The 24,286-nt window shown below is 67.1% G+C and carries 24 protein-coding genes and 4 tRNA genes; 14 read left to right on the top strand and 14 right to left on the bottom strand.

The window, feature by feature from the left end; all coding sequences use genetic code 11:
- Nucleotides 1-845: 845 nt before the first annotated feature.
- The 6 genes from QZH52_RS32255 to QZH52_RS32280 all read right to left on the bottom strand — a co-directional run bounded on the left by QZH52_RS32255 (nucleotide 846) and on the right by QZH52_RS32280 (nucleotide 7,434).
- Nucleotides 846-921: transfer RNA gene (locus tag QZH52_RS32255), tRNA-Thr, on the bottom strand.
- An 11-nt stretch (nucleotides 922-932) separates the two neighbouring features.
- Nucleotides 933-1,943, bottom strand: coding sequence for a class 1 fructose-bisphosphatase (locus QZH52_RS32260; RefSeq protein WP_286536400.1), 1,011 nt, complete (start codon nucleotides 1,941-1,943; stop codon nucleotides 933-935).
- 24 nt (nucleotides 1,944-1,967) lie between these two features.
- Nucleotides 1,968-4,658 carry an aminopeptidase N gene (gene pepN, locus QZH52_RS32265; protein ID WP_301815172.1) on the bottom strand — a complete coding sequence of 897 codons (2,691 nt, stop codon included), beginning with the start codon at nucleotides 4,656-4,658 and terminating at the stop codon, nucleotides 1,968-1,970.
- Entirely contained in the window at nucleotides 4,645-5,331 is a 687-nt protein-coding gene (locus tag QZH52_RS32270; protein ID WP_301815173.1) for an HAD family hydrolase, read from the bottom strand. The genes pepN and QZH52_RS32270 overlap by 14 nt, the downstream gene beginning before the upstream one ends.
- Nucleotides 5,331-6,435 (bottom strand): peptide chain release factor 2 gene (gene prfB, locus QZH52_RS32275; protein WP_286368760.1). Its coding sequence is split into 2 segments (ribosomal slippage): nucleotides 5,331-6,353 and nucleotides 6,355-6,435, totalling 1,104 coding nucleotides; the frame shifts between segments, so codons are not numbered across the junction. Before prfB ends, QZH52_RS32270 begins: the two co-directional genes overlap by 1 nt.
- 81 nt (nucleotides 6,436-6,516) lie before the next feature.
- Nucleotides 6,517-7,434: an alpha/beta fold hydrolase gene (locus tag QZH52_RS32280; protein ID WP_301815174.1), complete on the bottom strand. Its 918-nt coding sequence runs from the start codon at nucleotides 7,432-7,434 to the stop codon at nucleotides 6,517-6,519.
- Nucleotides 7,435-7,516: 82 nt separating this feature from the next.
- Here QZH52_RS32280 and QZH52_RS32285 point away from each other — a divergent pair, with 82 nt between their 5' ends.
- The 4 genes from QZH52_RS32285 to QZH52_RS32300 all read left to right on the top strand — a co-directional run bounded on the left by QZH52_RS32285 (nucleotide 7,517) and on the right by QZH52_RS32300 (nucleotide 10,239).
- Entirely contained in the window at nucleotides 7,517-8,578 is a 1,062-nt protein-coding gene (locus tag QZH52_RS32285) for an aldo/keto reductase (RefSeq protein ID WP_301815175.1), read from the top strand.
- A 127-nt stretch (nucleotides 8,579-8,705) separates the two neighbouring features.
- Nucleotides 8,706-9,197: an aminoacyl-tRNA deacylase gene (locus QZH52_RS32290; RefSeq protein ID WP_301815176.1), complete on the top strand. Its 492-nt coding sequence runs from the start codon at nucleotides 8,706-8,708 to the stop codon at nucleotides 9,195-9,197.
- Between the two features lie 34 nt (nucleotides 9,198-9,231).
- Complete coding sequence (gene plsY / locus QZH52_RS32295) at nucleotides 9,232-9,864, top strand: glycerol-3-phosphate 1-O-acyltransferase PlsY (RefSeq protein WP_286527123.1); 633 nt, start codon at nucleotides 9,232-9,234, stop codon at nucleotides 9,862-9,864.
- A 21-nt stretch (nucleotides 9,865-9,885) separates the two neighbouring features.
- Nucleotides 9,886-10,239 carry a RidA family protein gene (locus tag QZH52_RS32300; protein ID WP_301815177.1) on the top strand — a complete coding sequence of 118 codons (354 nt, stop codon included), beginning with the start codon at nucleotides 9,886-9,888 and terminating at the stop codon, nucleotides 10,237-10,239.
- 19 nt (nucleotides 10,240-10,258) lie between these two features.
- Here QZH52_RS32300 and QZH52_RS32305 read toward each other — a convergent pair whose 3' ends face one another.
- A complete protein-coding gene (locus QZH52_RS32305; RefSeq protein WP_301815178.1) occupies nucleotides 10,259-10,900 on the bottom strand; it encodes a retropepsin-like aspartic protease family protein in 642 nt (213 codons plus the stop codon).
- 10 nt (nucleotides 10,901-10,910) lie between these two features.
- Nucleotides 10,911-11,396, bottom strand: a complete 486-nt coding sequence (locus tag QZH52_RS32310) for a YajQ family cyclic di-GMP-binding protein (RefSeq protein WP_286503767.1) — start codon at nucleotides 11,394-11,396, stop codon at nucleotides 10,911-10,913.
- Nucleotides 11,397-11,481: 85 nt separating this feature from the next.
- Here QZH52_RS32310 and murB point away from each other — a divergent pair, with 85 nt between their 5' ends.
- A complete protein-coding gene (gene murB / locus QZH52_RS32315) occupies nucleotides 11,482-12,534 on the top strand; it encodes a UDP-N-acetylmuramate dehydrogenase (RefSeq protein ID WP_301815179.1) in 1,053 nt (350 codons plus the stop codon).
- A gap of 18 nt (nucleotides 12,535-12,552) precedes the next feature.
- On the opposite strand, the gene argG is transcribed toward murB, so the two are convergent.
- The 4 genes from argG to QZH52_RS32335 form a co-directional block, all read right to left on the bottom strand.
- Nucleotides 12,553-13,896: an argininosuccinate synthase gene (gene argG / locus QZH52_RS32320; RefSeq protein ID WP_301815180.1), complete on the bottom strand. Its 1,344-nt coding sequence runs from the start codon at nucleotides 13,894-13,896 to the stop codon at nucleotides 12,553-12,555.
- 14 nt (nucleotides 13,897-13,910) lie between these two features.
- On the bottom strand, nucleotides 13,911-14,234 hold the full coding sequence (ppnP, locus tag QZH52_RS32325) for a pyrimidine/purine nucleoside phosphorylase (RefSeq protein ID WP_286527130.1): 324 nt from the start codon (nucleotides 14,232-14,234) through the stop codon (nucleotides 13,911-13,913).
- A gap of 129 nt (nucleotides 14,235-14,363) precedes the next feature.
- The gene (locus tag QZH52_RS32330; protein ID WP_301815183.1) at nucleotides 14,364-14,957 is read right to left on the bottom strand and encodes a hypothetical protein; all 594 of its coding nucleotides are present in this window, start codon (nucleotides 14,955-14,957) and stop codon (nucleotides 14,364-14,366) included.
- Nucleotides 14,958-15,038: 81 nt separating this feature from the next.
- Nucleotides 15,039-15,392: an ArsC family reductase gene (locus tag QZH52_RS32335; RefSeq protein ID WP_286536414.1), complete on the bottom strand. Its 354-nt coding sequence runs from the start codon at nucleotides 15,390-15,392 to the stop codon at nucleotides 15,039-15,041.
- Between the two features lie 34 nt (nucleotides 15,393-15,426).
- On the opposite strand from QZH52_RS32335, the gene folC reads away from it, so the two are divergent.
- The 9 genes from folC (at nucleotide 15,427) to QZH52_RS32380 (ending at nucleotide 22,701) form a co-directional block, all read left to right on the top strand.
- Entirely contained in the window at nucleotides 15,427-16,734 is a 1,308-nt protein-coding gene (gene folC / locus QZH52_RS32340; protein ID WP_301815314.1) for a bifunctional tetrahydrofolate synthase/dihydrofolate synthase, read from the top strand.
- Nucleotides 16,735-16,815: 81 nt separating this feature from the next.
- Nucleotides 16,816-17,682, top strand: a complete 867-nt coding sequence (locus tag QZH52_RS32345; RefSeq protein ID WP_301815185.1) for an SPOR domain-containing protein — start codon at nucleotides 16,816-16,818, stop codon at nucleotides 17,680-17,682.
- Nucleotides 17,683-17,696: 14 nt separating this feature from the next.
- Nucleotides 17,697-18,182, top strand: a complete 486-nt coding sequence (locus QZH52_RS32350) for a CvpA family protein (RefSeq protein WP_301815187.1) — start codon at nucleotides 17,697-17,699, stop codon at nucleotides 18,180-18,182.
- A gap of 12 nt (nucleotides 18,183-18,194) precedes the next feature.
- Nucleotides 18,195-19,697, top strand: a complete 1,503-nt coding sequence (gene purF, locus QZH52_RS32355) for an amidophosphoribosyltransferase (protein ID WP_301815189.1) — start codon at nucleotides 18,195-18,197, stop codon at nucleotides 19,695-19,697.
- 4 nt (nucleotides 19,698-19,701) lie between these two features.
- Entirely contained in the window at nucleotides 19,702-20,919 is a 1,218-nt protein-coding gene (locus tag QZH52_RS32360; protein ID WP_301815190.1) for an O-succinylhomoserine sulfhydrylase, read from the top strand.
- On the top strand, nucleotides 20,916-22,304 hold the full coding sequence (gene gltX / locus QZH52_RS32365) for a glutamate--tRNA ligase (protein WP_301815192.1): 1,389 nt from the start codon (nucleotides 20,916-20,918) through the stop codon (nucleotides 22,302-22,304). The genes QZH52_RS32360 and gltX overlap by 4 nt, the downstream gene beginning before the upstream one ends.
- 33 nt (nucleotides 22,305-22,337) lie before the next feature.
- Nucleotides 22,338-22,413, top strand: a tRNA-Ala gene (locus tag QZH52_RS32370).
- A 64-nt stretch (nucleotides 22,414-22,477) separates the two neighbouring features.
- Nucleotides 22,478-22,553, top strand: a tRNA-Glu gene (locus tag QZH52_RS32375).
- A 71-nt stretch (nucleotides 22,554-22,624) separates the two neighbouring features.
- A tRNA-Asp gene (locus QZH52_RS32380) sits at nucleotides 22,625-22,701 on the top strand.
- 60 nt (nucleotides 22,702-22,761) lie between these two features.
- Here QZH52_RS32380 and QZH52_RS32385 read toward each other — a convergent pair.
- Together QZH52_RS32385 and QZH52_RS32390 are read right to left on the bottom strand one after the other, a co-directional pair.
- Complete coding sequence (locus tag QZH52_RS32385; RefSeq protein ID WP_301815193.1) at nucleotides 22,762-23,286, bottom strand: HNH endonuclease signature motif containing protein; 525 nt, start codon at nucleotides 23,284-23,286, stop codon at nucleotides 22,762-22,764.
- 8 nt (nucleotides 23,287-23,294) lie between these two features.
- Entirely contained in the window at nucleotides 23,295-24,263 is a 969-nt protein-coding gene (locus QZH52_RS32390; protein WP_301815195.1) for a site-specific integrase, read from the bottom strand.
- Between the last annotated feature and the right edge of the window lie 23 nt (nucleotides 24,264-24,286).

The following is a 24,286-nucleotide window of genomic DNA, read 5'->3' on the forward strand; positions in this document are numbered from 1 at the left end:
CACCTCCCGAAGGAAGCAGTCGCTGCGCGGCAAGCCGCTTCGGGCTACGCCCTACGCGCCTTGCCGCGCAGCGAGTGAAAGAAGACTTACACCACTTCCTGGGACATCAACCGAGCTTGTCTTTCAATGTCGGAAATTGAGTGCGGATGTTCGGCCCTTCCCGAACCCAACATCCATTGGACGCTGCGCCATCGAACGTAGTGAGGTAGGAAATACGATAGGGTGCGATGCATACGCCTTGGGCATCGGTCAACTGCAGAGAGTGAAAACGGATCTCCATCCGTCACGAACAGGACTTGAGGCTCCATGTCGCAGCCGAGAACCAGTGAGCAACCTGCGACAACTGCCGCGACTGAAGATGTCTTCATGTCGCCCCCAGTCCGGCAAAGATTGATTGGGCGCTTTGGTATGACAGGCGTCAACCCTGAAGCTGATGGGACCACGTTGCCGCCGATAGGCGGGGGCTTTCGGTCAAGCCGGCCGCGCAATGAGAGGCAACGCTGGCGTGTCCCGCAACGCTTGGAGGGGTGGGGGTGAGGTGGGGTATCGAATGGCCTGGAGCGCCTGCTCGCTGGAAACCGCTCGGTATCTCACGCGCAGAAAACATCCCCGCGTGCGAATCAAATCAGCAAACAGCCTCCTGCCCAAACGGCTCGGCCTAAGACGGCCGACCAATGGGGTCGGTTCCGCAACCAGGCGAGGAGGTCGGCCATCCTCGCCCGCAGCAACAGATGATCTTCAAGCAAGCCACTGTTCTTTGGACGACTTGCCTACAGATTGCCTACAGACATCTGAAAGCAAAAAAGCCCGCTATCGTTTTGATAGCGAGCTTTCCTTACTGCATATGGTGCCGGAGAGATGAATCGAACACCCGACCTTCTCATTACGAATGAGCTGCTCTACCGACTGAGCTACACCGGCTAAGCCTTCGATTATAGCGGATCGTGATAGCTGGTCAGCCGCTCGACCTCGTTTTTCGACCCCAACACAACAGCCACGCGCTCATGCAGCTTGGTCGGCTGCAGGTCCATGATGCGCTGGCGACCGTTGGTCGACGCGCCGCCGGCCTGCTCGACCAGCCAGCTCATCGGGTTGGCCTCGTACATCAGGCGCAGCTTGCCGGCCTTCTCGGGCTCGCGCTTGTCCCAGGGGTACATGAAGACGCCGCCGCGCATCAGGATGCGGTGCACGTCGGCCACCATGCTGGCGATCCAGCGCATGTTGAAGTCCTTGCCGCGCGGACCGTCCTTCCCGGCCAGGCATTCGTCGATGTAGCGCTTCACCGGGGCGTCCCAGTGCCGCATGTTGCTCATGTTGATCGCGAATTCCTTGGTGTCGGCCGGGATCTGGATGTCCTCCTGCGTCAGCATGAAGGAACCCTGCTCGCGGTCGAGAGTGAACATCGCGACGCCGGCGCCCACGGTCAGCACCAGCGTGGTCTGCGGGCCGTAGATGCAGTAGCCGGCCGCCACCTGCTTGGCGCCGGCCTGCAGGAAGTCGGCCTCCTGCACGCCGGGCGTGTCGTCGGGCTTCTTCAACACGCTGAAGATGGTGCCGATGCTGACGTTGACGTCGATGTTGCTCGAGCCGTCGAGCGGGTCGAACAGCAGCAGGTATTCGCCCTGCGGGTAGCGGTTGGGCACCACGTGGATGCTTTCCATCTCCTCGCTGGCCATGGCCGCCAGGTGGCCGCCCCATTCGTTGGCCTCGATCAGCACCTCGTTGGCGATGATGTCGAGCTTCTTCTGGATCTCGCCCTGCACGTTCTCGCTCTCGGCCGTGCCGAGCACGCCGCCGAGCGCGCCCTTGTTGACGGCCTGGCTGATGCTCTTGCAGGCGCGCGCCACCACTTCGAGCAACAGGCGCAGCTGGCCGGGGATCAGGCCGTCGGCGCGTTGCTGCTCGACCAGGTAGCGGGTGAGGGATATCTTGGATTGGGCCATGAAGTTCTTCGGGTCCTTGCGGGTTCAGATCGACAGCGCGCGGGTGACCACCTCGTGCGTGTCCTTGCTCAGGTCGGGCCGCGCGGCGACGCGGGCGATCGCCTCGCGGGCGGCGCTGCGGTAGGGCTCGGCCAGCTTGCTCCAGCGATCGAGAGCGCGCGCCAGGCGGGCCGCGACCTGCGGGTTGATGGCATCGAGCTCGATCACGCGGTCGCTCCAGAACACATAGCCGGCGGCGTCGGGGCGGTGCAGGGCGCCGGGGTTGGCGCTGCAGTAGCTGAAGATCACGCTGCGGGCGCGGTTCGGGTTCTTGATCGAGAAGTCCGGGTGCTTCATGAGCTGCTTGACCAGCGGCAGGATGTCGCCGCCGCGGTCCGGCGCGCCGGCCTGAAGCGAGAACCACTTGTCGATCACCAGCGCCTCGTTCTTGAAGATCTCGTGGAAGCGCGCCAGCGCCTGCGCCGCCAGCGCATGGCCCGACGACACCAGCGCGCTGAGCGCATTGAAGCGGTCGGTCATGTTGCCCGCGTCCTTGAAGCGCTGCAGCGTCTTGCCCGGCCACACGTTGTCGCCCGAGGCCCGCGCCGCCAGACACAGGTGGGTGAGGGCGATGCCCGCCAGCGCCCGGCGGCCCGAGGAGACCGGGTCGGGTGTGTAGGCGCCGGTGTCGCGGTTCTGCTCGTAGGCCTGCTCCCAATCGGCGAACAGCGCGGTGGCGAGCTGCGCCCGCATGGCTTCGCGCACCGCGTGCACGCGCTGCGGGTCGACCACGTCGAGCTGCTCCGCGATGTAGGTCTCGGAGGGCAGGGTGAGCACCAGTTCCTTGAAGGCGGCGTCGAGCTGCGGATGGCGCAGCACGCTCCGCATCGCGTCGACGAAGGCCTCGTCCAGCGGCTGCTCCCCGGCGAGGGCCGGCTCGTTGATCGCGCGGATTGCCGCCCGCAGCGCCAGGCGCTGGCCGGCTTCCCAGCGATTGAACGGGTCGGGGTCGCTGGCCAGCAAGGTGAGCAGCTGGGCGTCCGAGTAGGCGTAGTCGAGGATCACCGGCGCGCTGAAGCTGCGCAGGATCGAGGGCACCGGCTCGGCGTCGAGACCGATGAAGGTGTACTGCTCGCCGGCGCGCGTGAGCACCAGGGTGCGGGTGCCCGGCGTGCCCTCGGCCTCGCCTTCGAGCTGCACCGGCAGCTCGCGGCCGTCGGCGCCGAGCAGGCCCAGGTTGACCGGGATCACGAACGGATCCTTGGTCGCCTGGCCCGGGGTGGGCGGGCAGCTCTGCACGAAGCTCAGCGTGTAGCTGCGCGAGGCCGCGTCGTAGACGCCGTGGGCCGCCAGGCGCGGCGTGCCGGCCTGGCTGTACCAGCGCTTGAACTGCGGCAGCAGGCGCGCCAGCTCGGTGTCGGGGTTGGCATCGGCGATGGCCTGCGCGAAGTCGTCGCAGGTCACGGCCTGGCCGTCGTGGCGCTCGAAGTACAACGTGATGCCGCGCTCGAAGCCCTTGCGGCCGACCAGCGTCTGCATCATGCGCACCACCTCGGCACCCTTCTCGTAGATGGTGACGGTGTAGAAGTTGCTGATCTCGATGTAGCTGTCGGGCCGCACCGGGTGCGCCATCGGGCCGGCATCTTCCGGGAACTGGGCGGTGCGCAGCACGCGCACGTCCTCGATGCGCTTGACCGCGCGCGCCGACGCATCGGCGCACAGGTCCTGGCTGAACTCCTGGTCGCGGAAGACCGTCAGGCCTTCCTTGAGCGACAGCTGGAACCAGTCGCGGCAGGTGACGCGGTCGCCGCTCCAGTTGTGGAAGTACTCGTGGCCGACCACGCTCTCGATGTTGCTGTAGTCGGCATCGGTCGCGGTGGCCTGGTTGGCCAGGACGTACTTCGTGTTGAAGATGTTCAGGCCCTTGTTCTCCATCGCGCCCATGTTGAAGTCGCTGGTGGCGACGATCATGAAGCGGTCGAGGTCGAGCGGCAGGCCGAAGCGGGCCTCGTCCCACAGCACCGAGTTGATCAGCGAGTTCATCGCATGCTCGGTCTTGTCGAGGTCGCCGGCGCGCACATACACCTGCAGCAGGTGTTCGCGGCCGTTGCGCGCCTTGATGTGCTGTTCGCGTGCCACCAGCTTGCCCGCGACCAGCGCGAACAGGTAGCTGGGCTTGCGGAACGGGTCGACCCACTTGGCGAAGTGGCGGCCCTCGGGCAGGTCGCCGTGCTCGACCAGGTTGCCGTTCGACAGCAGCACCGGGTAGGCGGCCTTGGTGGCGCGCAAGGTCACCGTGTAGCTGGCCATCACGTCAGGGCGGTCGAGGAAGTAGGTGATGCGGCGGAAGCCCTCGGCCTCGCACTGCGTGAAGAAGGTGTCCTCGCTCACGAACAGGCCCATGAGCTTGGTGTTCTTGACCGGGCAGCAGGTGGTGAAGATCTCCAGCTCGAAGGCGTCGGGCAGGCTGTCGATCACCAGCTGGTCGGCCTCCATGCGGAACGAGGCGCCCTGGCCGTCGACCAGCACGCGGGCCAGGTTGAGTTCGTCGCCGTCGAGGCGCAGCGGCTCGGGCGCGACCTCGGGGTTGCGGCGCAGACGCATGCGGTTGAGGACCCGGGTCTTGGCCGGGTCGAGGTCGAAGGTCAGCTCGACCGTGTCGATCCAGTAGGCCGGCGCGCTGTAGTCCTCGCGACGGATCGCGATCGGTTGGCCTTGGGCATCACGCAGCAGCATCGAGTGTCTCCAGGAAGTTTGAGTTGGCTAGTTCGTTGTAGTCACGCACGGCCGCGATCACGTGCGGCCCCGCGAGTTCGCTGGCGCTGTGGGTGGTGCAGACCGCCACCGCCAGCATGCCGCCGCGGCGGGCGGCCTCGATGCCGAAAGGCGCGTCCTCGAACACGATGCAGCGCGATGGCGTTACGCCGATGCGGCGTGCGGCTTCGAGAAAGATGGCCGGCTGCGGCTTGCCGGGCAGGCCCTCGTCGCCGCCGACGATCGCCAGCGGCGCGGGGTCCGGACGCAGGTGGGACATCGTGAAGGCGATGTTGTGCTTGTCGCCGGCGGTGCCGACCGCGACCTTCAGCCCACGCGCGACCGCGGCCCGGTTGAAGGCGCCGAAGCCCGGCACTTCGCGGAAATGGGCGCCGAAGAGCTCGCGGTAGATCGATTCCTTGTGATGGGTGATCTCGGCGCTCTCGGCCTCGCTCACCTCCCGGCCCATGAGCTCGCAGGCGCACTCGAAGGCAGTGCGGCCGGTGGTCTGCCGCATGAACTTCGGGATGTCGATCTCGACCCCATGGCGGATGCCGTACTCGATCCATGCCTTGGCGTGCCAGGGCATGGAGTCGACCATGGTGCCGTCCATGTCGAAGATCAGGGCTTCCACCTTGCGGGTCGCGGCCTGCATCAGACGCCCTGCTTCAAGGACGCTTCGATGAAGGCATCGAGATCGCCGTCCAGCACCTTCTGCGTCGCCGAGATCTCGACGTTGGTGCGCAGGTCCTTGATGCGGCTGTTGTCCAGCACGTAGCTGCGGATCTGGTGGCCCCAGCCGACGTCGGTCTTGCTGTCTTCCAGCTTCTGCTGCTCTTCCTGGCGCTTGCGCATCTCGTGGTCGTACAGGCGCGAGCGCAGCCGCTTCCAGGCGACGTCGCGGTTGCTGTGCTGGCTGCGGCCGTCCTGGCACTGCACCACGATGCCGGTCGGGATGTGCGTCAGCCGCACCGCCGAGTCGGTCTTGTTGATGTGCTGGCCGCCGGCGCCGCTGGCGCGGAAGGTGTCGGTGCGCACGTCCGACGGATTGATGTCGATCTCGATCGAGTCGTCGATTTCCGGGTAGACGAAGATGCTCGCGAAGCTGGTGTGGCGGCCGCCCGAGGAGTCGAAGGGCGACTTGCGCACCAGCCGGTGCACGCCGGTCTCGGTGCGCAGCAGGCCGAAGGCGTAGTCGCCCTCGACCTTGATGGTCGCGCCCTTGATGCCCGCGGTATCGCCCGGGGTCTCGTCCTCGATCTGGGTCTTGAAGCCCTTGCGCTCGGCGTACTTCAGGTACTGGCGCAGCAGCATGCTGGCCCAGTCGCAGGCCTCGGTGCCGCCGGCGCCGGCCTGGATGTCGACGAAGGCGTTCAGCGGATCGGCCGGGTTGTTGAACATCCGGCGGAACTCGAGCTGCTTGATGTCGGCTTCGAGCTTGGCGGCGTCATCGGCGATCGCCTGCAGGCCGTCCATGTCGCCGTCTTCCTTCGACATCTCGAACAGTTCGGTGTTGTCCGCGAGGCCGCTGGTGAGCCGGTCGAGCGTGACCACGACGTCGTCGAGCGCCTTCTTTTCCTTGCCCAGCTCCTGGGCCTTCTTGGGGTCGTTCCAGACGTTCGGGTCTTCGAGCGACGCGTTGACTGTCCTCAGTCGTTCAGCTTTGGCATCGTAGTCAAAGATACCTCCGTAAATCGACCGTGCGGGCGCTCAGGTCCGCGAGAGTTGCGCCGATTTGGTTGATTTGCTCTGCATCCATGGGGTGTCCTGACGGTGTTCGGGGGAAACCGCGTATTTTCTCATGCCCGGCATGGCCGGGTCCGGGGCAGGGGGAGCGCGCTCAGGCGGCGGTGAATTCTTCGATCAGGCGGGCCACGGCGGCCGGCTGGTCGTGGTGCAGCATGTGGCCGGCGTCCTCGACCCGCGCGATGCGCGCATCGGGCACGCTTTTCAGGCGCTCGTGGTACTCGTCCAGCGTGTAGCGGCCCTTCCACCATCGGCCCAGGCTGTCGTCCGACGCCTCGACCGCCAGCAGCGGCGCCCGGATGGCGGCGTACAGCGCCAGCATCTCGTCGACCCGGAACAGGTTGGCGTTGATGATCTTGTGGGCCGGGTCGCCGAGGATCTCCCAGCGCTGCTCGCCCTCGGCGGTCGGCCGCGCCGCCGACCAGTGGGCGGCCAGCCAGTCGGCCTTGTCCTGGCTGAGGCGCGGGTTGGTCTTCATGAGCCGGCGCGCCACGCCGTCGACCGCCGGGTAGGCGGCCAGCGCCATTTCGCCGCGGTGCAGGCGCTTGATCTCGTCGATCCACTTGCCGAAGCGCTCGGGCGCCTGCTCGGGCTTCAGGACCGGCATGCCGAAGCCTTCGAGGTTGACCAGCCGACGCACGCGCTGCGGCCGGACGCCGGCGTACTGCATGACCGTGTTGCCGCCCATGCTGTGGCCGACCAGGTCGACCGGGGTGTCGCCGGCGTAGTGGTCCAGCAGCCAGTCGAGATCGGCCAGGTAGTCCGGCATCCAGTAGTTGTCGACCGTCCCGCCGTCGGTGAGTCCGAAGCCGCGCCAGTCGGCCGCGACCACGAAGCGGTCTTCGGCGAGCGCGTCGACCACGAACTGCCAGGAGGCCGCGACGTCCATCCAGCCGTGCATCATGACCAGCGGCGGCCGGTCGGCCGAGGGGTGGCCCCACAGGCGCACGTGGTAGCTCAGGTGGCGGACCGGGACGAATTCGCTGCGGGAGGGGCGGAGGGCTTGGTACATCGAATCCGATGATAAGGACCCCCGGCGGGCGGTGCAGTCGACTGCAAGACAGGCGTTGCATCCACCCTGTAGCATTTCGGCCATGCAAAAAATCCAACTCGGTCAGAGCGACCTCCATGTCACGCCGATCTGCCTCGGCACCATGACCTTCGGCGAGCAGGTGGACGAGCCCACCGCCCACGCGATCCTCGATCGTTCCCTGGAGCGCGGCGTCGACTTCATCGACACCGCCGAGATGTACGCCGTGCCGGCGCGCAAGGAAACCTTCGGCGCCACCGAAACCATCATCGGGAACTGGTTCGAGAAAAACCCCGCAGCGCGCCAGAAGCTCGTGCTGGCCACCAAGGTCGCGGGCCCGTCGCGCGGCATGCCGTGGGTGCGCGAGGGCAGCGGCATGACGCCGGCCGACATCGCCGCCTCCTGCGAAGCCAGCCTCAAGCGCCTGAAGACCGATGTCATCGACCTCTACCAGATCCACTGGCCCGAGCGCCATGTGCCGGCTTTCGGCCAGCTCTACTACGACCCGAAGCGCGAGACCTCGACCACCCCGATCCACGACCAGCTCGAAGCGCTGGGCAAGCTGGTCAAGGCTGGCAAGGTGCGCGCGATCGGCCTGTCGAACGAGACGCCCTATGGCGTGCACGAATTCGTGCGGCTGGCCGAACAGCACGGCCTGCCGCGCGTGGCGACGGTGCAGAACGTCTACTGCCTGATCAGCCGCGCGGCCGAGAACGGGCTCGACGAGACCATGCACCGCCTGGGCGTGTCGCTGCTGGCCTATTCGCCGCTGGCCTTCGGCCTGCTGACCGGCAAGTACGACCTGGGCGGCACCGAGGGACCGGACGCGCCCAGGGGCGCCCGCATCTCGAGCTACGAATCGGTGCGCAAGCAGCGCTGGGGCCGTCCCGATGCGCTGAAGGCGGCACGCCGCTACAACGCGCTGGCCCGCGAGCACGGCCTGACGCCCGTGCAGATGGCGCTGGCCTTCTGCTACACCAAATGGCAGGTCGCGAGCACCATCATCGGCGTCACCTCGGTGGCCCAGCTGAACGAAGACCTGGACGCCTGGGGCACCACGCTGTCGCCGGAGCTGCTGGCCGAGATCGACAAGATCCGGTGGGAAATGCGAGATCCTGCTTCCTGAGACCTTGCGGGACAGACCAAGAAACTGCGCAGCAGTTTTTGCTCTGTCCTCGACCTCCTGAGACCTTGCGGGACAGACCAAGAAACTGCGCAGCAGTTTTTGCTCTGTCCTCAACTGACTAAAAACCGTGGCCAAGAAACCCCACGTCTCCGAAACCCCCGCCACCCAGCTGCTGCGGGCGAACGGCATCGCCTTCACCGAGCACCCCTACGAGTACCTCGAGCATGGCGGCGCCCAGCACAGTGCCGAGGTGCTCGGCCTCGACCCCTTCACGGTGGTCAAGACGCTGGTCATGCAGGACCAGGACGCCAAGCCGCTGATCGTGCTCATGCACGGCAACCGAACGGTGTCGACCAAGAACCTGGCGCGCCAGATCGGCGCCAAGTCGATCGAGCCCTGCAAGCCCGAGGTCGCGAACCGCCACAGCGGCTACCTGGTCGGCGGCACCTCGCCCTTCGGCACCCGGCGCGCGATGCCGGTCTACATCGAGTCGACCATCCTCGACTTGCCGCGCATCGCGATCAACGGCGGACGGCGCGGCTATCTCGTGGGCATCGACCCGCAGGTGTGCCTCCAGTTGCTCGGCGCCCAGCCGGTGCAGTGCGCGCTGGCAGAATAGCCGGCTGCCTCGAACGGAGGCGCCCGGAGAAACCGTGAGTTCCTACATCCCCTCGTTGATCGCGATCGTCCTGTCCTACCTGGTCGGCTCGCTCTCGTTTGCCGTCATCGTCAGCAAGTCGCTCGGCATGGCCGACCCACGCAGCTATGGCAGCAAGAACCCGGGTGCGACCAACGTGCTGCGCTCGGGCAACAAGGGTGCGGCGCTCGCGACCCTGCTGCTCGATGCGCTCAAGGGCTGGCTGCCGGTGTTCCTGATCCACCACTTCGGCGCCGGCCTGGGCCTGGGCGCGGGCACCGCCGCGGTGGCCGGCCTGGCGGCCTTCCTGGGCCACCTCTATCCGGTGTTCTTCGGTTTCCAGGGCGGCAAGGGGGTGGCGACCGCCGCCGGTGCGCTGGTCGGCATCGAGCCGCTGCTGGGCCTGGCGACCGGCGTCACCTGGCTGATCATCGCGGTCTTCTTCCGCTACTCGTCGCTGGCTTCCATCGTGGCCGCGTTCTTCGCGCCGGCCTACTACCTCATCGGCGGCCAGATCGCCTGGCCGCTCGACCTCGCGGTGCTGCTGGTGCTGGTGTCGATCAGCCTGCTGCTGGTCTGGCGCCACCGGGAGAACATCCGTCGACTGGCGGCCGGTACCGAGTCCAGGCTCGGTTCGAAGAAAACATAGCAACCAACAAGGACACATCCCATGGCCACCCTCCAGCGCTTTCACGTCGGTCCGCGCCTCAGCGAGACCGCGGTCCACAACGGCACGGTCTACCTCGCCGGCCAGGTGGCCGACGACCTGTCGCAGGACATCCGCGGCCAGACCGCGCAGGTGCTGGCGATGGTCGACCGCCTGCTGGCCGAGGCCGGCAGCGACAAGTCGCGTCTCCTCATGGTGCAGATCTTTCTTTCGGACATCACCGACATCGTCGCGATGAACGAGGTCTGGGACGCCTGGATCCCGGCCGGAAACACGCCGCCGCGCGCCACGGTCCAGGCCGCGATGGCCAAGCAGGGCTACAAGATTGAAATCGTGGTGACGGCAGCCGTGAACTGAGCCCGGCCTGGGAGCCGCGCTAGAAGCGTTTCTCGAGCACCATCTGGTCGGCATCGCGCCGCATCGAGAAGCGGCTGATGAAGCTGTTGCCGAGCAGGATGTAGGGCATCGGCTCCGGCGAGACGATGGCGTCGATGTCGTAGACCTCGACGTCGCCGACCCGGACCGAACCGAGCTTCACCCGATAGCCCTGTGACACGCCGTTGGCCGTGTTCATGCGCACCGGCTGGCCCTTGCTGAAATCGAGCCCGATGCGCTGCGCGTCGGCGGCCGAGAGTGCGATGGTGGTGGCGCCAGTGTCGAGCATGAAGTTGACCGACCGGCCGTTGATGGCGCCCTGGGCCATGAAGTGCCCGCCGCTCGACGCCGGCAGCACGATGCGGGTGCCGCCGCCGCCCGCAGGCCCGCCACCGCCGATGCTCACCGGCGTGTCCATGCGCAGCGCGACCCGCTTGCCCTCGGCCTCGACCGTGGCCTGCTCGCCCTGCAGCGAGACCAGCTTGACGCCCTGGAAAGTCTCGCCGACAGCCAGCGTCTTCGGTGCGCCGCCGTTCACGATCAGGATCGCGCGGCTGCCGATGGTGCCGGTCAGCGTGACCGACTGGGCCTGCGCCAGGGCGCAGGCTGCCGCGCACAGGAGCGCGAGGAGCGGCTTTTTCATGGGGAGCGCGTCAGTCGCGGAAGTTGTTGAAGCTGAGCGGCATGTCGGGCACGTCCTTCTTGATCAGTGCCATCGCGGCCTGCAGGTCGTCGCGCTTGGCGCCCGTGACGCGCACGGCGTCGCCCTGGATCGAAGCCTGCACCTTGAGCTTGCTGTCCTTGATCAGGCGCTGGATCTTCTTGGAGGTCTCGGTCTCGATGCCGCTCTTGACCTTGATGACCTGCTTGACCTTGTCTCCGCCGATCTTCTGCACGTCGCCCTTGTCGAGGAAGCGGACGTCGACGCTGCGCTTGGTCAGCTTGGCGCGCAGGATGTCTTCCACCTGCACCAGCTGGAACTCGGCGTCGCCGATCATGGTGATTTCCTTGTCCTTGAGCTCGACCGAGGCGGCCGTGCCCTTGAAGTCGAAGCGCGTGCCGATTTCTTTCGCGGTGTTCTCGACCGCATTCTTGACCTCGGGCAAGTTGGGTTCACAAACGGTGTCGAAGGACGGCATGGATGAAAGGCTCCGGCAGCAACAAAAAAGAAGGAAAGGGGGCCGCGCACGGGTTCGCGCGGTGTGCGAATGCGACAATTCTCCCATGATCGTGGAGCACAACGTACCGCTGCAGCAGCACAACAGCTTCGGCATCGTCGCGCGCGCCCAGCACTTGGCGCGCATCAGCGGCGAGGCCGACGTCGCGGCGCTGCTGGCCGACGCGCAGTGGCGCGACGCGCCCAAGTTCGTGCTCGGCGGCGGCAGCAACATCGTGCTGACCGGCGACGTCAAGCCGCTGGTCCTGAAGGTCGAGATCAAGGGCCTCCGGCTGGTCGACGAGACACCCCGGGCCTGGATCATCGAGGCCGGCGCCGGCGAGGTCTGGCACGACACGGTGCGCTGGACGCTCGAGCAGGGCTTCCCGGGCCTCGAGAATCTGGCGCTGATCCCCGGCACGGTTGGCGGCTCGCCGGTGCAGAACATCGGTGCCTACGGGGTCGAGCTGCAAGACCGCTTCGAGTCGCTCGACGCCATCGACCTGCAGACCGGCCGCGTCTTCACGCTCGATGCGGCGCAGTGCGCCTTCGGCTACCGTGATTCGGTGTTCAAGCACGCCGCCAGCGGCGGCAACGATTTCGGGCTGGCGGGCCGGGCGCTGATCACGCGGGTGCGGTTCCGGCTGCCGCGGCCCTGGAAGCCGGTGCTGGGCTACCTGGACCTCGAGCGAAAGATGGACGAGACCGGCAATTTCCAGCCCGAGGCGATCGAGGTCTTCGACTGGATCTGCGCCATCCGCCGCGCCAAGCTGCCCGACTGGCGGGTGCTCGGCAATGCCGGCAGCTTCTTCAAGAACCCGACCGTGACGCCCGAGCAGTGCGCCGACATCATCGCCCGCGACCCGAAGATCGTGCACTACCCGATGGCCGACGGCAGCATCAAGCTGGCGGCCGGCTGGCTGATCGATGCCTGCGGCTGGAAGGGCAAGTCGGTCGGCAATGCCGGCGTCTACGAGCGCCAGGCGCTGGTGCTGGTCAACCGCGGCGGCAGCGCCAACCCGGTGACCGGCGGCGAGGTGATGACGCTGGCCAAGGCGATCCAGACCAGCGTCTACGAGCGTTTCGGCATCCGGCTGGAGCCGGAGCCGGTCGTGGTCTGACGACCCCGACGGCCCGACTCACTTCGTTTCGTCGTTCTTGAGTTGGGGCAGCGACGCGCCCTGCGTCGACGAAAGCAGCCCGGTCTGCGTGTAGATCGCCAGCTTGGCGCGGGTGTCGACGATGTCCAGGTTGCGCATCGTCAGCTGGCCGATGCGGTCCAGCGGGCTGAACGGCGCGTCCTCGACCTTTTCCATCGACAGACGCTCGGGCGCGTAGGTCAGGTTGGGGCTCTCAGTATTGAGGATCGAGTAGTCGTTGCCGCGGCGCAGCTCGACCGTGACCTCGCCCGTGACCGCGCGCGCCACCCAGCGCTGGGCGGTCTCGCGCAGCATGATGGCCTGCGGGTCGAACCAGCGGCCCTGGTAGAGCAGGCGGCCGAGGCGGCGGCCATGGTCGCGGTACTGCTCGATCGTGTCCTCGTTGTGGATGCCGGTCACCAGCCGCTCGTAGGCGATGAACAGAAGCGCCAGGCCGGGCGCCTCGTAGATGCCGCGGCTCTTGGCCTCGATGATGCGGTTCTCGATCTGGTCGCTCATGCCCAGGCCGTGGCGGCCGCCGATGCGGTTGGCTTCGAGCAGCAGGTCGACCAGGCTGGCGTACTCGACGCCGTTGAGGGCGACCGGACGGCCTTCCTCGAAGCGGATGCGGACCTCTTCGCGCTTGACCTCGACCTCGTCCTTCCAGAAGGCGACGCCCATGATCGGCTGCACGATCTTCATGCCGCTGTTCAGGAACTCGAGGTCCTTGGCCTCGTGCGTGGCGCCCAGCATGTTCGAGTCGGTCGAATAGGCCTTCTCGGTCGACATCTTGTAGGCGAAGCCGGCCTTCTGCATGAACTCCGACATCTCCTTGCGGCCGCCGAGTTCGTCGATGAAGGTCTGGTCGAGCCAGGGCTTGTAGATCTTCAGCGCCGGGTTGGTCAAGAGGCCGTAGCGGTAGAAGCGCTCGATGTCGTTGCCCTTGAAGGTGCTGCCGTCGCCCCAGATGTGGACGTCGTCTTCCTTCATGGCCGACACCAGCATGGTGCCGGTGACCGCGCGGCCCAGCGGCGTGGTGTTGAAGTAGGTCAGGCCGGCCGTCGTGACGTGGAAGGCGCCGGCCTGCAGCGCGGCGATGCCTTCGGCGGCCAGCTGGGTGCGGCAGTCGACCAGGCGCGCCTTCTCGGCGCCATAGAGCATCGCCTTGCGCGGGATCTCGTCGTAGTCGGGCTCGTCGGGCTGGCCGAGGTTGGCGGTGTAGGCGTAGGGAATCGCGCCCTTGTTGCGCATCCAGTGCAGCGCGGCGCTGGTGTCGAGGCCGCCGGAGAAGGCGATGCCGACCTTCTGGCCGGCGGGAACGTTCTGGAGGATGGTGGAAGACATGCGCTGGATTCCGTTCAGCCGAAGTGGCAGATGTAGCTGTAGGGCTCGCCGCTGACGCGGATCTGGAAGCTGGAGTTGCCTGGCACGCTGAACTTCTGGCCGGCGCCCGAGGCCACCCATTCGGTGCTGCCCGCGAGCAGGTACTCGCACTGGCCGCCGGCACCTTCCATGGTTTCGGGCGCGCCGGTGTTGAAGGTCAGGGTCGACGGCAGGATCACGCCGACCGACTTCTTGCTGCCGTCGGCCAGCGTGAGGTTGTGGCTCACGCATTTGCCGTCGAAGTACACGTTGGCCTTGGTCGAGACCGTGGCGCTCAGGAGGGATTCGGTAGTGCTCATGGGTAGAAGGGCCTGGCATTGCCTGCGTCGCGGCAAGCAAAAGGCGCGTTCTGAGGAAACGCGCCCGGTTGGGTTGGCAAAGCCGTTGATTTTAGGCTTGCCGGCCGGCCTTCCGGCCCAAGTCAGGGATCAGCGCCAGCGGCCGCCCCAGCCCCGCGAGTAGCCGAAACCCAGCGAGATGCCGATCGGCGGGTAGGCGTAGGCGGGTGCCGGGTAGTAGGCCGGGGCCGGGTAGTACACCGGTGCCGGCTGCACGTAGACCGGTGCCGGCGCATACACCGGGGCTCCCTGGGCGTAGAGCGGGGCCGGGGCGGGCGCGCCGCCGCCCGACACCACCAGGCCCGGCTCGGGCACGACGTTGCTCCAGTCCTGCGGTTGCTGTTGCTGCTGTTGCCCGTACTGCTGCTGCCCGTACTGCTGGGGCGCCTCGACCGGACCGGCCGCCATCTGCGGCTGCGGCGCCACCGGCGAAGGGGTGGCGACGCCGTAGGCGCTCGAATCGACCCAGATGCTGGCGCCTGGCGGGTTGCTGACCCGGGTGTTGTATTGGCGGCCTGCGTATTCGTAGGTCACGTTGTAGCGGATGACGCCGTTCGATTCGGTCACCGGCGAGCTCGTGATCACCCGTGCCTGCACCTGTTCGGCCTGGGCCAGCGTGCCGAAGCCGGCCAGCGCGGCCAGCAGCGACAGGGCGGTTGCGGTGCGTGCGCTTGTCTTGTTCATGTCAAATCTCCTGGATTCCCGGGGGGCGGGGCGCCCTTGCCAAAACGTTGGAGGCGTTCGGGCCTCGGCGGTTCCAACCCTTTACAAAGCGTGGCTTTTCCACTGGGCGGCGTCGAATCCAGTTGTAACGTCTCGCCCCGATCCCCAGTTGACCACCGGGCGCTTGATCAGGCTCGGGTTGGCCAGCAGCACCGCGCGGGCCGAGGCGGCGTCGACCACCGCGGCGCGGGTGGCGTCGTCCAGCCGCCGCCAGGTGGTGCCGCGGCGGTTGACCAGCGCCTCCCAGCCTGGCGCGGCCAGCCAGCGGTCGAGCTCGGCCTCGGGCACGCCGGCCTTCTTGAAGTCGTGGAAATCGTAGGCGATGCCATGGTCGTCGAGCCAGGCGCGGGCGCGCTTGACGGTGTCGCAATTCGGGATGCCGTAGAGGGTTGTCATGCGGCGATGATGCCCGCGGCGCCGGTCGGCGACAATTCCGGGCTCCATGAAAACCCTAGAAGACTGGTTGGCGCACGCCGAGCGCCTGCATCCCAAGAACATCGAGCTCGGCCTCGACCGGGTCCGCGCGGTCGCGCAGCGCCTGGGCCTGGCCTTCGACTGCCCGGTCATCACCGTGGCCGGCACCAACGGCAAGGGCTCGACCTGCGCCATGCTCGAGTCGATCCTGACCCATGCCGGCTACCGCACCGCGGTGTTCACCTCGCCGCACCTGGTGCGTTTCGAAGAGCGGCTGCGGCTGGTCGGCGAAGCGGTCGATGCCGGCGTGCTGGCGCCGTTCTTCGAGCAGGTGGAGCAGGGCCGGGGCGACGTCGCGCTGACCTACTTCGAATTCACCACGCTGGCGATCCTGCTGTGCATCGCGGCCAGCAAGCCCGATGTCGCGATCCTCGAGGTCGGGCTCGGCGGGCGGCTCGACGCGGTCAACATCGTCGATGCCGACTGCGCGGTCATCACCAGCATCGACCTCGACCACATGGAATTCCTCGGCAACGACCGCGAAGCCATCGGCTTCGAGAAGGCCGGCGTGATGCGCCCGGGCCGGCCGGCGATCGTCAGCGATCCGGTGCCGCCGCAGAGCGTGGTCGACCACGCCGAGGCGATCGGCGCCGACCTCTGGCGCGTCGGCCGCGACTTCAACGTGATGGGCGACCAGCAGCAATGGGGCTGGAGCGGCCGCGGCCGGCGCTATAGCGGGCTGGCCTACCCGGCGCTGCGCGGCGCCAACCAGCTGGTCAACGCGGCCGGGGTGCTGGCGGCGCTCGAGTCGCTGCGCCAGCGCCTGCCGATCACCGCCCAGGCGGTGCGCAATGGGCTGGCGATGGTCGAGCTGCCGGGCCGCTTCCAGATCGTCCCGGGCGAGCCGGCGCTGGTGCTCGACGTCGCCCACAACCCGCATGCGGTGGCGGCACTGGCCGAGAACCTCGACGCGATGGGCTTCTATCCGACCACCCACGCGGTGTTCGGCGTCATGGCCGACAAGGACCTGGCGCCGATGTTCGCGCGCATCGGGCCGATGATCGACCGCTGGTACTTCACCGACCTGCCGACCGCGCGGGCGGCCAAGGCCGACGACCTGATCGTGCGCTGGCAGGCCCAGAACAAGCGCAGCGACGTCTCGGCCAGCGTCCACGGCGCACCCATGGAGGCGCTGCGGGCGGCCATCGATCGCGCGGACCCCGCTGATAGAATCGTGGTCTTCGGATCGTTCTTCACCGTGGGTGGTGTGCTCGAGCACGGAACACCCCGTCTGGGCGCCAGGCACCTGGCTCCCGGCTCCTGAAACAGCCTGATTTCCGGCGCCTCCTGCTTCCGATTCTTCTCGTTTCAACCGCACGCTGCACCCCTCAGGAAAACGAATTTCATGGCGTTCTTCAAGTTCCGCACCCGCGGTCCTCAAGGCAACGAAGGGCGAAACACCGTCGCCGCCGCGCCGGCTGAGAGCATCGAGGCGATGCGCCGCCGGGCACGCCACCGGCTGCTGGGCGCGGCCGTCCTGGTGCTGATCGGCGTGGTCGGTTTCCCGCTGCTGTTCGACACCCAGCCACGCCCGATCTCGGTCGACATCCCGATCGACATTCCCGATCGCAACAAGGTCAAGCCGCTGGCCCTGCCGACGCCCGCGGTCACCGCCGCACCGGGCACCGACAAGCCGGTCGCCGCCGCACCCGCCACCGCGGGTTCCGGCGGCATGATCACCGAGGCGGCCGACGGCAGCGAGATCCCGCCGGGCAAGCTGGCTGCGGCGACGCCGGCCGCCGAAGCCGCGCCGGAGCCCAAGGCGGCCCCCAAAGCCGAGGCCCGGCCGGACCCGAAGCCCGAACCCAAGCCGAGGCCTGAAGCCAAAGCCGAGCCCAAGCCTGAACCTAAACCCGAACCCAAGCCCGCCGCGCCGAAGCCGGCCGCGGCCGACGACGCCGCCCGGGCCCGGGCGCTGCTCGAAGGCAAGCCGACCAACGTGGCGGCGGCCGCCGCCGTGGCCACCAAGCCCGCCGACGACAACGGCCGCTTCGTGGTCCAGGTCGGCGCCTTCGCCGATGCGGACAAGGCCCGTGAAGTTCGCCAGAAGCTCGAAAAATCCGGCCTCAAGACCTACACCAGCGTCGCGAAGACGGCCGATGGCGAACGCACGCGTGTGCGTGTCGGCCCCTTCGCCAGCCGCGCCGAGGCCGACCGGGCCGCAGCCAAGGTCAAGGGCTTGTCTTTGTCGGCCGCCGTCCTCAGCTTGTAGGCTCGCGCAGCGACGTGGCCACGCTCGACTGGATCGCCGTCGCGCTGCTCCTGGTGTCGATGCTGCTGGGACTGGTGCGCGGATTGGTGTTCGAGGTGATTTCGCTGGCCGGCTGGGTCGTGGCCTTCGTGGCGGCGCAATGGCTGGCCGAGGACGTCGGGCGCTGGCTGCCCTTCGGCGATCCGGCCGCGAGTTGGCGCTATGCGGCCGGCTTCGTGCTGGTGTTCGTCGGCGTGGCGTTCAGCGTCGGCTTGCTGGCGGCGCTCACGCGCAAGCTGGTCGCCGCGATCGGCTTGCGGCCGGTGGACCGGATCCTCGGCGGCGTGTTCGGCGTGGCGCGCGGCGCGGTGGCGATGCTCGCCGTCGCGGTGGTTGTTCATTTGCTGGCGTTGAGCGACAGTGCCTGGTGGCACGAATCGCGCAGCGCCATTGTTCTCGATGCGGCATTGCAGGGCCTGAAACCCGCCTTGCCAGATAAGTTGGCAAGCTACCTGCCCTGAGAGGATCGCTTCATGTGTGGAATCGTCGGCGTTGTCAGCAACGCTCCCGTCAATCAACTGCTCTACGACGCCTTGCTGCTGCTGCAGCACCGCGGCCAGGATGCCGCCGGCATCGTGACGCTGCTGGAGCGCAAGTTCTTCATGCACAAGGCCAAGGGCATGGTGCGCGACGTCTTCCGCACCCGCAACATGCGCGGCCTGCCGGGCGACGTCGGCCTGGGCCAGGTGCGCTACCCGACCGCCGGCAATGCCTACAGCGAGGAAGAGGCGCAGCCCTTCTACGTCAACGCGCCCTTCGGCATCGTGCTGGTGCACAACGGCAACCTCACCAACGCGCACGCGCTGCGGGCCGAGCTGTTCTCCACCGACCACCGCCACACCAACACCGAGAGCGACTCCGAGGTGCTGCTGAACGTGCTGGCGCACGAACTCGACCGCGCCACCCGTGGCGGCCTGCTCGATTCGGCCACCTTGTTCGAGGCGGTGCGCAACACCCAGCGCCGCCTGCGCGGCTCCTATGCGGTCGTGGCGCTGATCGCCGGCCACGGCCTGCTGGCCTTCCGCGACCCCTACGGGATCCGGCCGCTGGCCATGGGCCGCGGCGCCGACGGCACGATCATGGTGGCCAGCGAATCGGTCGCGCTCGAGGGCTCGGGCCATGTGTTCGAGCGCAACATCGCGCCGGGCGAGGCGGTCTTCGTCGACCTGCAGGGCCAGGTGCATTCCGAGCAATGCGCCGACTCGCCGTCGCTCAACCCCTGCATCTTCGAGTTCGTCTACCTGGCGCGCCCGGATTCGGTGCTCGACGGGATCTCGGTCTACCAGGCGCGGCTGAACCTTGGCGAGACGCTGGCCAAGCGCGTGGTCTCGACCGTGCCGCCGAGCGAGATCGACGTCATCATTCCGATCCCCGAATCGAGCCGGCCGAGCGCGACGCAGTTGGCCCACCTGCTGGGCGTTCCTTACCGCGAAGGCTTCGTCAAGAACCGCTATGTCGGCCGCACCTTCATCATGCCGGGGCAGGGAGTGCGCAAGAAGTCGGTGCGCCAGAAGCTCAACGTGATCGCCAGCGAGTTCAAGGGCCGCAACGTGCTGCTGGTCGACGACTCGATCGTGCGCGGCACCACCAGCCGCGAGATCGTCCAGATGGCGCGCGACGCCGGTGCCCGCAAGGTCTACCTCGCGAGCGCGGCGCCGCCGGTGCGCTACCCCAACGTCTACGGCATCGACATGCCGACCAAGGACGAACTCGTCGCGCACGACCGCACGGTCGAGCAGATCCGCGAACTGATCGGCTGCGATGCGCTGATCTACCAGGACGTCGACGCCATGAAGCGCGCCATCGGCTCGCTGAACCCGAAGCTCGACGGCTTCGATGCCTCCTGCTTCGACGGCGTGTACGTCACGGGCGACATCGACACCGAGGCCATCTCGCGCATGAACGGCAACCGGCCGCGCATCGAGGAGACCGGCGAAGACTCGTCGCGCCTCGCGCTGCCCAACCTCGCCGAGTGAACCCGTGACGACCGATCGATCCCTGCCCCCCGGACTGCACCGCGACACGCTGGCGGTGCGCACCGCGCTCGAGCGCAGCCAGTACGGCGAGAACTCCGAGGCGCTGTTCCTCACCAGCAGCTTCGTGCAGCCCGACGCCGAGACCTCGGCGCGCCGCTTCGCCGGCACCGAGGAAGGCTTCACCTACACCCGCACCTCGAACCCGACCGTGGCCAGCTTCGAGCAGCGCCTGGCCGCGCTCGAAGGCACCGAGGCCGCGATCGGCGCCTCGAGCGGCATGGGCGCGATCCTCATGATGTGCATGGGCCTGCTGCGTGCCGGCGACCACGTTGTCTGCTCGCGCTCGGTGTTCGGCTCCACCTTGAACCTGATCGGCCGCGAGTTCGGCAAGTTCGGCGTCGAGACCACTTTCGTCTCGCAGACCGATGTCGCCGAATGGAAGGCGGCTATCCGCCCGACCACCAAGCTGCTGTTCGCCGAGACGCCGACAAATCCGCTGACCGACGTCTGCGACATCCGCGCGCTGGCCGACCTGGCGCATGGCGCGGGCGCGCTGCTGGCGGTCGACAACTGCTTCTGTTCGCCGGCGCTGCAGCGGCCGACCGAACTCGGCGCCGACCTCGTGATCCATTCGGGCACCAAGTACCTCGAAGGGCAGGGCCGCGTGCTGGCCGGCGCGATCTGCGGCTCGGCGAAGCTGGTCAACGAAGTGTTCGGGCCGGTGGTGCGCACCGCCGGCATGGCGCTGTCGCCGTTCAACGCCTGGGTCGTGCTCAAGGGCCTGGAGACGCTGGGCATCCGCATGCAGGCGCACTGCGCCGGTGCGCTGGCGCTGGCCCAATGGCTGGAGACGCAGCCGAGCATCGCCCGCGTCTACTACCCGGGCCTAGCCTCGCATCCGCAGCATGAACTGGCGATGCGCCAGCAGTCGGGGCTCGGCGGCGCGGTCGTGTCCTTCGACGTCCAGGGCGACGGCCCCGAAGCGGCGCGCGCCAACGCCTTCCACGTGATCGACAGCACGCGCGTGCTCAGCATCACGGCCAATCTCGGCGACACCAAGACCACCATCACCCATCCGGCCACCACCTCGCACGGACGCCTCACCGAAGCGCAGCGGCAGGCGGCCGGCATCGGCCAGGGCCTGATCCGCGTCGCGGTGGGCCTCGACCATATCGACGACATCAAGGCCGACCTCCTGCGCGGCCTGAGCACCCTGGCATGACACAGAAGACCCGCACCCGTTTCGCACCGTCCCCGACCGGATTCATCCACCTCGGCAACATCCGCTCGGCCCTCTACCCGTGGGCCTTCGCGCGCTCGACCGGAGGCGATTTCATCCTGCGCATCGAGGACACCGACGTCGAGCGTTCGACCCAAGCCGCCGTCGACGTGATCCTCGAAGGCATGCAGTGGCTGGGCCTCGATCACGACGAGGGCCCGTTCTATCAGATGCAGCGCATGGACCGCTACAAGGCGGTGCTGGCCGAGATGCAGGCCGCGAACCTGGTCTACCCCTGCTACATGGGCATGGCCGAACTCGACGCGCTGCGCGAGAAGCAGATGGCCGCGAAGGAGAAGCCGCGCTACGACGGCACCTGGCGGCCCGAGCCGGGCAAGACGCTGCCTCCGGTTCCCGAGGGCGTGCAGCCGGTGCTGCGCTTTCGCAATCCGCAGGGCGGCGCGGTGGCCTGGGACGACAAGGTCAAGGGCCGCATCGAGATCGGCAACGACGAACTCGACGACCTCGTGATCGCGCGGCCCGACGGCACGCCGACCTACAACTTCTGCGTCGTCGTCGACGACATCGACATGGCGATCACGCACGTGATCCGCGGCGACGACCACGTCAACAACACGCCGCGCCAGATCAACATCTTCCGCGCACTCGGCAAGGAGCCGCCGGTATATGCGCACCTGCCCACCGTGCTCAACGAGCAGGGCGAGAAGATGAGCAAGCGCAACGGCGCCAAGCCCGTGACGCAGTTCCGCGACGAGGGCTTCCTGCCCGAGGCGATGGTGAACTACCTCGCGCGCCTGGGCTGGAGCCACGGCGACGACGAGATCTTTTCGCGCGCGCAGTTCGTCGAGTGGTTCAACCTCGACCACTTGGGCCGGAGTGCGGCGCAGTTCGACGAGACCAAGCTGCGGTGGGTCAATGCGCAGCACCTCAAGGCGATGGCCGACGATGCGCTGGCACCGCTGGTGGCCGCCCAGTTGCACAAGCGCGGCATCACGGCCGACGAGCGCCTGCCTGCGATCTGCGGACTGTTCAAGGACCGCTGCGACACGACCGTTGCGCTGGCCGGATGGGCCGCTGCGTTCTATGCCGACGTGCACCCGAGCGATGCCGATCGCGAACAGCATATTTCTGCTGCGGTGCGCCCGGCAATCGCCGAACTTGCGGATAAACTATCGGGCGTCGCTTGGGACAAGGCAGCGATCGCATCAGCCATCAAGGAAGTGCTGGTTGCGCAAGGTCTCAAGATGCCGGCATTAGCCATGCCGGTGCGAGTGCTCGTGATGGGCACGCCGCAGACGCCTTCTCTCGATTCAGTCCTCGCGCTCTTTTCTCGCGAAACTATTTTGAAGAGATTGAAGGAGGCCTGATTTTCAGGCTATAATTTGAGGCTCGACACCCAGGGGGGTATAGCTCAGCTGGGAGAGCGCTTGCATGGCATGCAAGAGGTCAGCGGTTCGATCCCGCTTACCTCCACCAACATGGTGTCGAGTTGAAGGTTTGAAGTAACAAGCGCTGATCGCAGCGCGGTTCCTAAGGTTTTGACCCTATCGTCTAGAGGCCTAGGACACCACCCTTTCACGGTGGCTACCGGGGTTCGAATCCCCGTAGGGTCGCCAGTTTCACTGCAAGGTGAAGCCGGCACAAGTCGCAGCACTTGGCTCCTTGATGGAGTGAACGTTGTCTACCAGGAGTGGTAGTTCAGTTGGTTAGAATACCGGCCTGTCACGCCGGGGGTCGCGGGTTCGAGTCCCGTCCACTCCGCCAAAATCAACGGGTTACGTGAGAAATCACGTAGCCCGTTTCCTTTTCTGGAATACGAAAGGGTCATTTTGGAATATCCCTCGTGGCCCATCCCCATGTTTTCCCCGTCCGGATGCCGCGCACGGTGGATTCGTCGATGCCGTAGCGCTCAGCCATGACGGACGGCGCAACCCCGCTTTTGTAGATTTCCCTGGCCTTCGTCGCCGTCAGCTTGGCGCGACCGTTCGTCTGGCCTTTTGCGCTGCGCTCCTTCTGCACCCGATCGTCGATGTTGTCGGCCTGGGTGCAGACGACCAGGTGCGCCGGGTTGCAGCAGCAGGGGTTGTCGCAGGAATGCCTGACGACCTCATCCCGCGATAGTTTCCGGCCGTGATGCTCCTGCCACGCCAGGCGGTGAGCGCGGCCGGTGCGCGTCACAACCCCGTAGCCATACCGGTCCAAGGGACCGAGCCAGGGCCAGCACGCGCCATTGCCAGCCGACGAGTCGATGCGATCCGAGAGGACGCCGGAAACACGGGCAGCAGGCGCTGGCAAGCCGAGCTTTCGGCGCAGCGGGGTCGGGATGTAGCCTTCCAGCGATCTCGTCATGGTCGATCCTAGCCCGCGGGCGTCGCTTTCTTCGAGTCGCGCCGGTCGTAATGCCGGGCCAGCATGGCGTCGCTGCTGTGCAAAAGAGCGTCCTTCGTGTCGGTATCGCCGCGCTGCTGCTTGTCGGTTGCCCCCTTCGGCCGGCAGTCCTGCAGTGAGAACTTCCGAAACGGGATTCCCCGCTTCGCTGCTTCCTTGACGCACTCGCGCATCAGGTCGTCCAGCATCGCTTTCCAGCCACCCTTGGTGTACGGCTCGCCCCTGAGGTTGCCGAACAGGTACAGGGTGCCGGCATCCTTGTTGCGCTTCACCTCCATGGCTTCGTAGATCGTGGCCGAGAGCTCCGGCGACCACTCGATCAGGATCGTCGGCTTGGTTTTGCTCTTGGAGTCGGTCCAGATGATCCCTGCGGGCGTCACGGCCTCACGCTGGATCTGGCGCACCTCGAACGACCGGCGCACGCACAGCCACGCGGTCTTGAGTGCGAGGGCGACGATCAGCCGCGCGCCGCCGAACTTCCGCCCCATCTCGACGGCCAGCGCCATCTCGGCGTCCGTCACGTAGCGTTTCTTGACGGGCACCGTCTTGTTCCGCTCCAGGTCGTTCAGCGGGTTCGTCTCGATCAGGCCGAGCCCGATGGCGTGCTGCATGATGAGCCGGCCCAGCGAAATTTCCTTGTTGCCCTTGTGCGGCCGGGACTTCTTGCATGCCTTGAGGTAGTCCAACCCCATCTTGGCCGTGATCTCGCTCACCTCGAAGTGGCCCCACGCCTTGACCAGGCTGTCGGCCTCGCGGCGGTTCTCCGCAATCGTGGTGCTGGCGCGCTTGGAACCATCGGTGGCCGGCAGATCGGCCTGCATGGCGAACCAGTCATCGACCAGCCCCTTGAAGCCGCCCTCCGGCGCATCCTCAACGATGCGCGCCGATTCCTCGATGGCCTGCCGGCGCAGCTTGCGGATCTGGTTCTCGTCGTCCACCGGGCACTTCAACCGGAAGGCCC

This window comes from Variovorax ginsengisoli (assembly GCF_030486595.1).
GTDB classification, from domain to species: Bacteria; Pseudomonadota; Gammaproteobacteria; order Burkholderiales; family Burkholderiaceae_C; genus Variovorax; species Variovorax ginsengisoli_B.

Excerpts from the sequence above, each read along its gene's own strand:
- QZH52_RS32300 (WP_301815177.1), top strand. The coding sequence starts at position 9,886 with ATGGCCACCCTCCAGCGCTTTCACGTCGGTCCGCGCCTCAGCGAGACC.
- pepN (WP_301815172.1), bottom strand. The coding sequence starts at position 4,658 with ATGCTGCTGCGTGATGCCCAAGGCCAACCGATCGCGATCCGTCGCGAG.
- argG (WP_301815180.1), bottom strand. The coding sequence starts at position 13,896 with ATGTCTTCCACCATCCTCCAGAACGTTCCCGCCGGCCAGAAGGTCGGC.
- ppnP (WP_286527130.1), bottom strand. The coding sequence starts at position 14,234 with ATGAGCACTACCGAATCCCTCCTGAGCGCCACGGTCTCGACCAAGGCC.
- murB (WP_301815179.1), top strand. The coding sequence starts at position 11,482 with ATGATCGTGGAGCACAACGTACCGCTGCAGCAGCACAACAGCTTCGGC.
- QZH52_RS32270 (WP_301815173.1), bottom strand. The coding sequence starts at position 5,331 with ATGCAGGCCGCGACCCGCAAGGTGGAAGCCCTGATCTTCGACATGGAC.
- QZH52_RS32385 (WP_301815193.1), bottom strand. The coding sequence starts at position 23,286 with ATGACGAGATCGCTGGAAGGCTACATCCCGACCCCGCTGCGCCGAAAG.
- QZH52_RS32310 (WP_286503767.1), bottom strand. The coding sequence starts at position 11,396 with ATGCCGTCCTTCGACACCGTTTGTGAACCCAACTTGCCCGAGGTCAAG.
- QZH52_RS32280 (WP_301815174.1), bottom strand. The coding sequence starts at position 7,434 with ATGTACCAAGCCCTCCGCCCCTCCCGCAGCGAATTCGTCCCGGTCCGC.
- QZH52_RS32345 (WP_301815185.1), top strand. The coding sequence starts at position 16,816 with ATGGCGTTCTTCAAGTTCCGCACCCGCGGTCCTCAAGGCAACGAAGGG.
- purF (WP_301815189.1), top strand. The coding sequence starts at position 18,195 with ATGTGTGGAATCGTCGGCGTTGTCAGCAACGCTCCCGTCAATCAACTG.
- QZH52_RS32305 (WP_301815178.1), bottom strand. The coding sequence starts at position 10,900 with ATGAAAAAGCCGCTCCTCGCGCTCCTGTGCGCGGCAGCCTGCGCCCTG.
- gltX (WP_301815192.1), top strand. The coding sequence starts at position 20,916 with ATGACACAGAAGACCCGCACCCGTTTCGCACCGTCCCCGACCGGATTC.
- QZH52_RS32285 (WP_301815175.1), top strand. The coding sequence starts at position 7,517 with ATGCAAAAAATCCAACTCGGTCAGAGCGACCTCCATGTCACGCCGATC.
- QZH52_RS32330 (WP_301815183.1), bottom strand. The coding sequence starts at position 14,957 with ATGAACAAGACAAGCGCACGCACCGCAACCGCCCTGTCGCTGCTGGCC.
- QZH52_RS32335 (WP_286536414.1), bottom strand. The coding sequence starts at position 15,392 with ATGACAACCCTCTACGGCATCCCGAATTGCGACACCGTCAAGCGCGCC.
- QZH52_RS32260 (WP_286536400.1), bottom strand. The coding sequence starts at position 1,943 with ATGGCCCAATCCAAGATATCCCTCACCCGCTACCTGGTCGAGCAGCAA.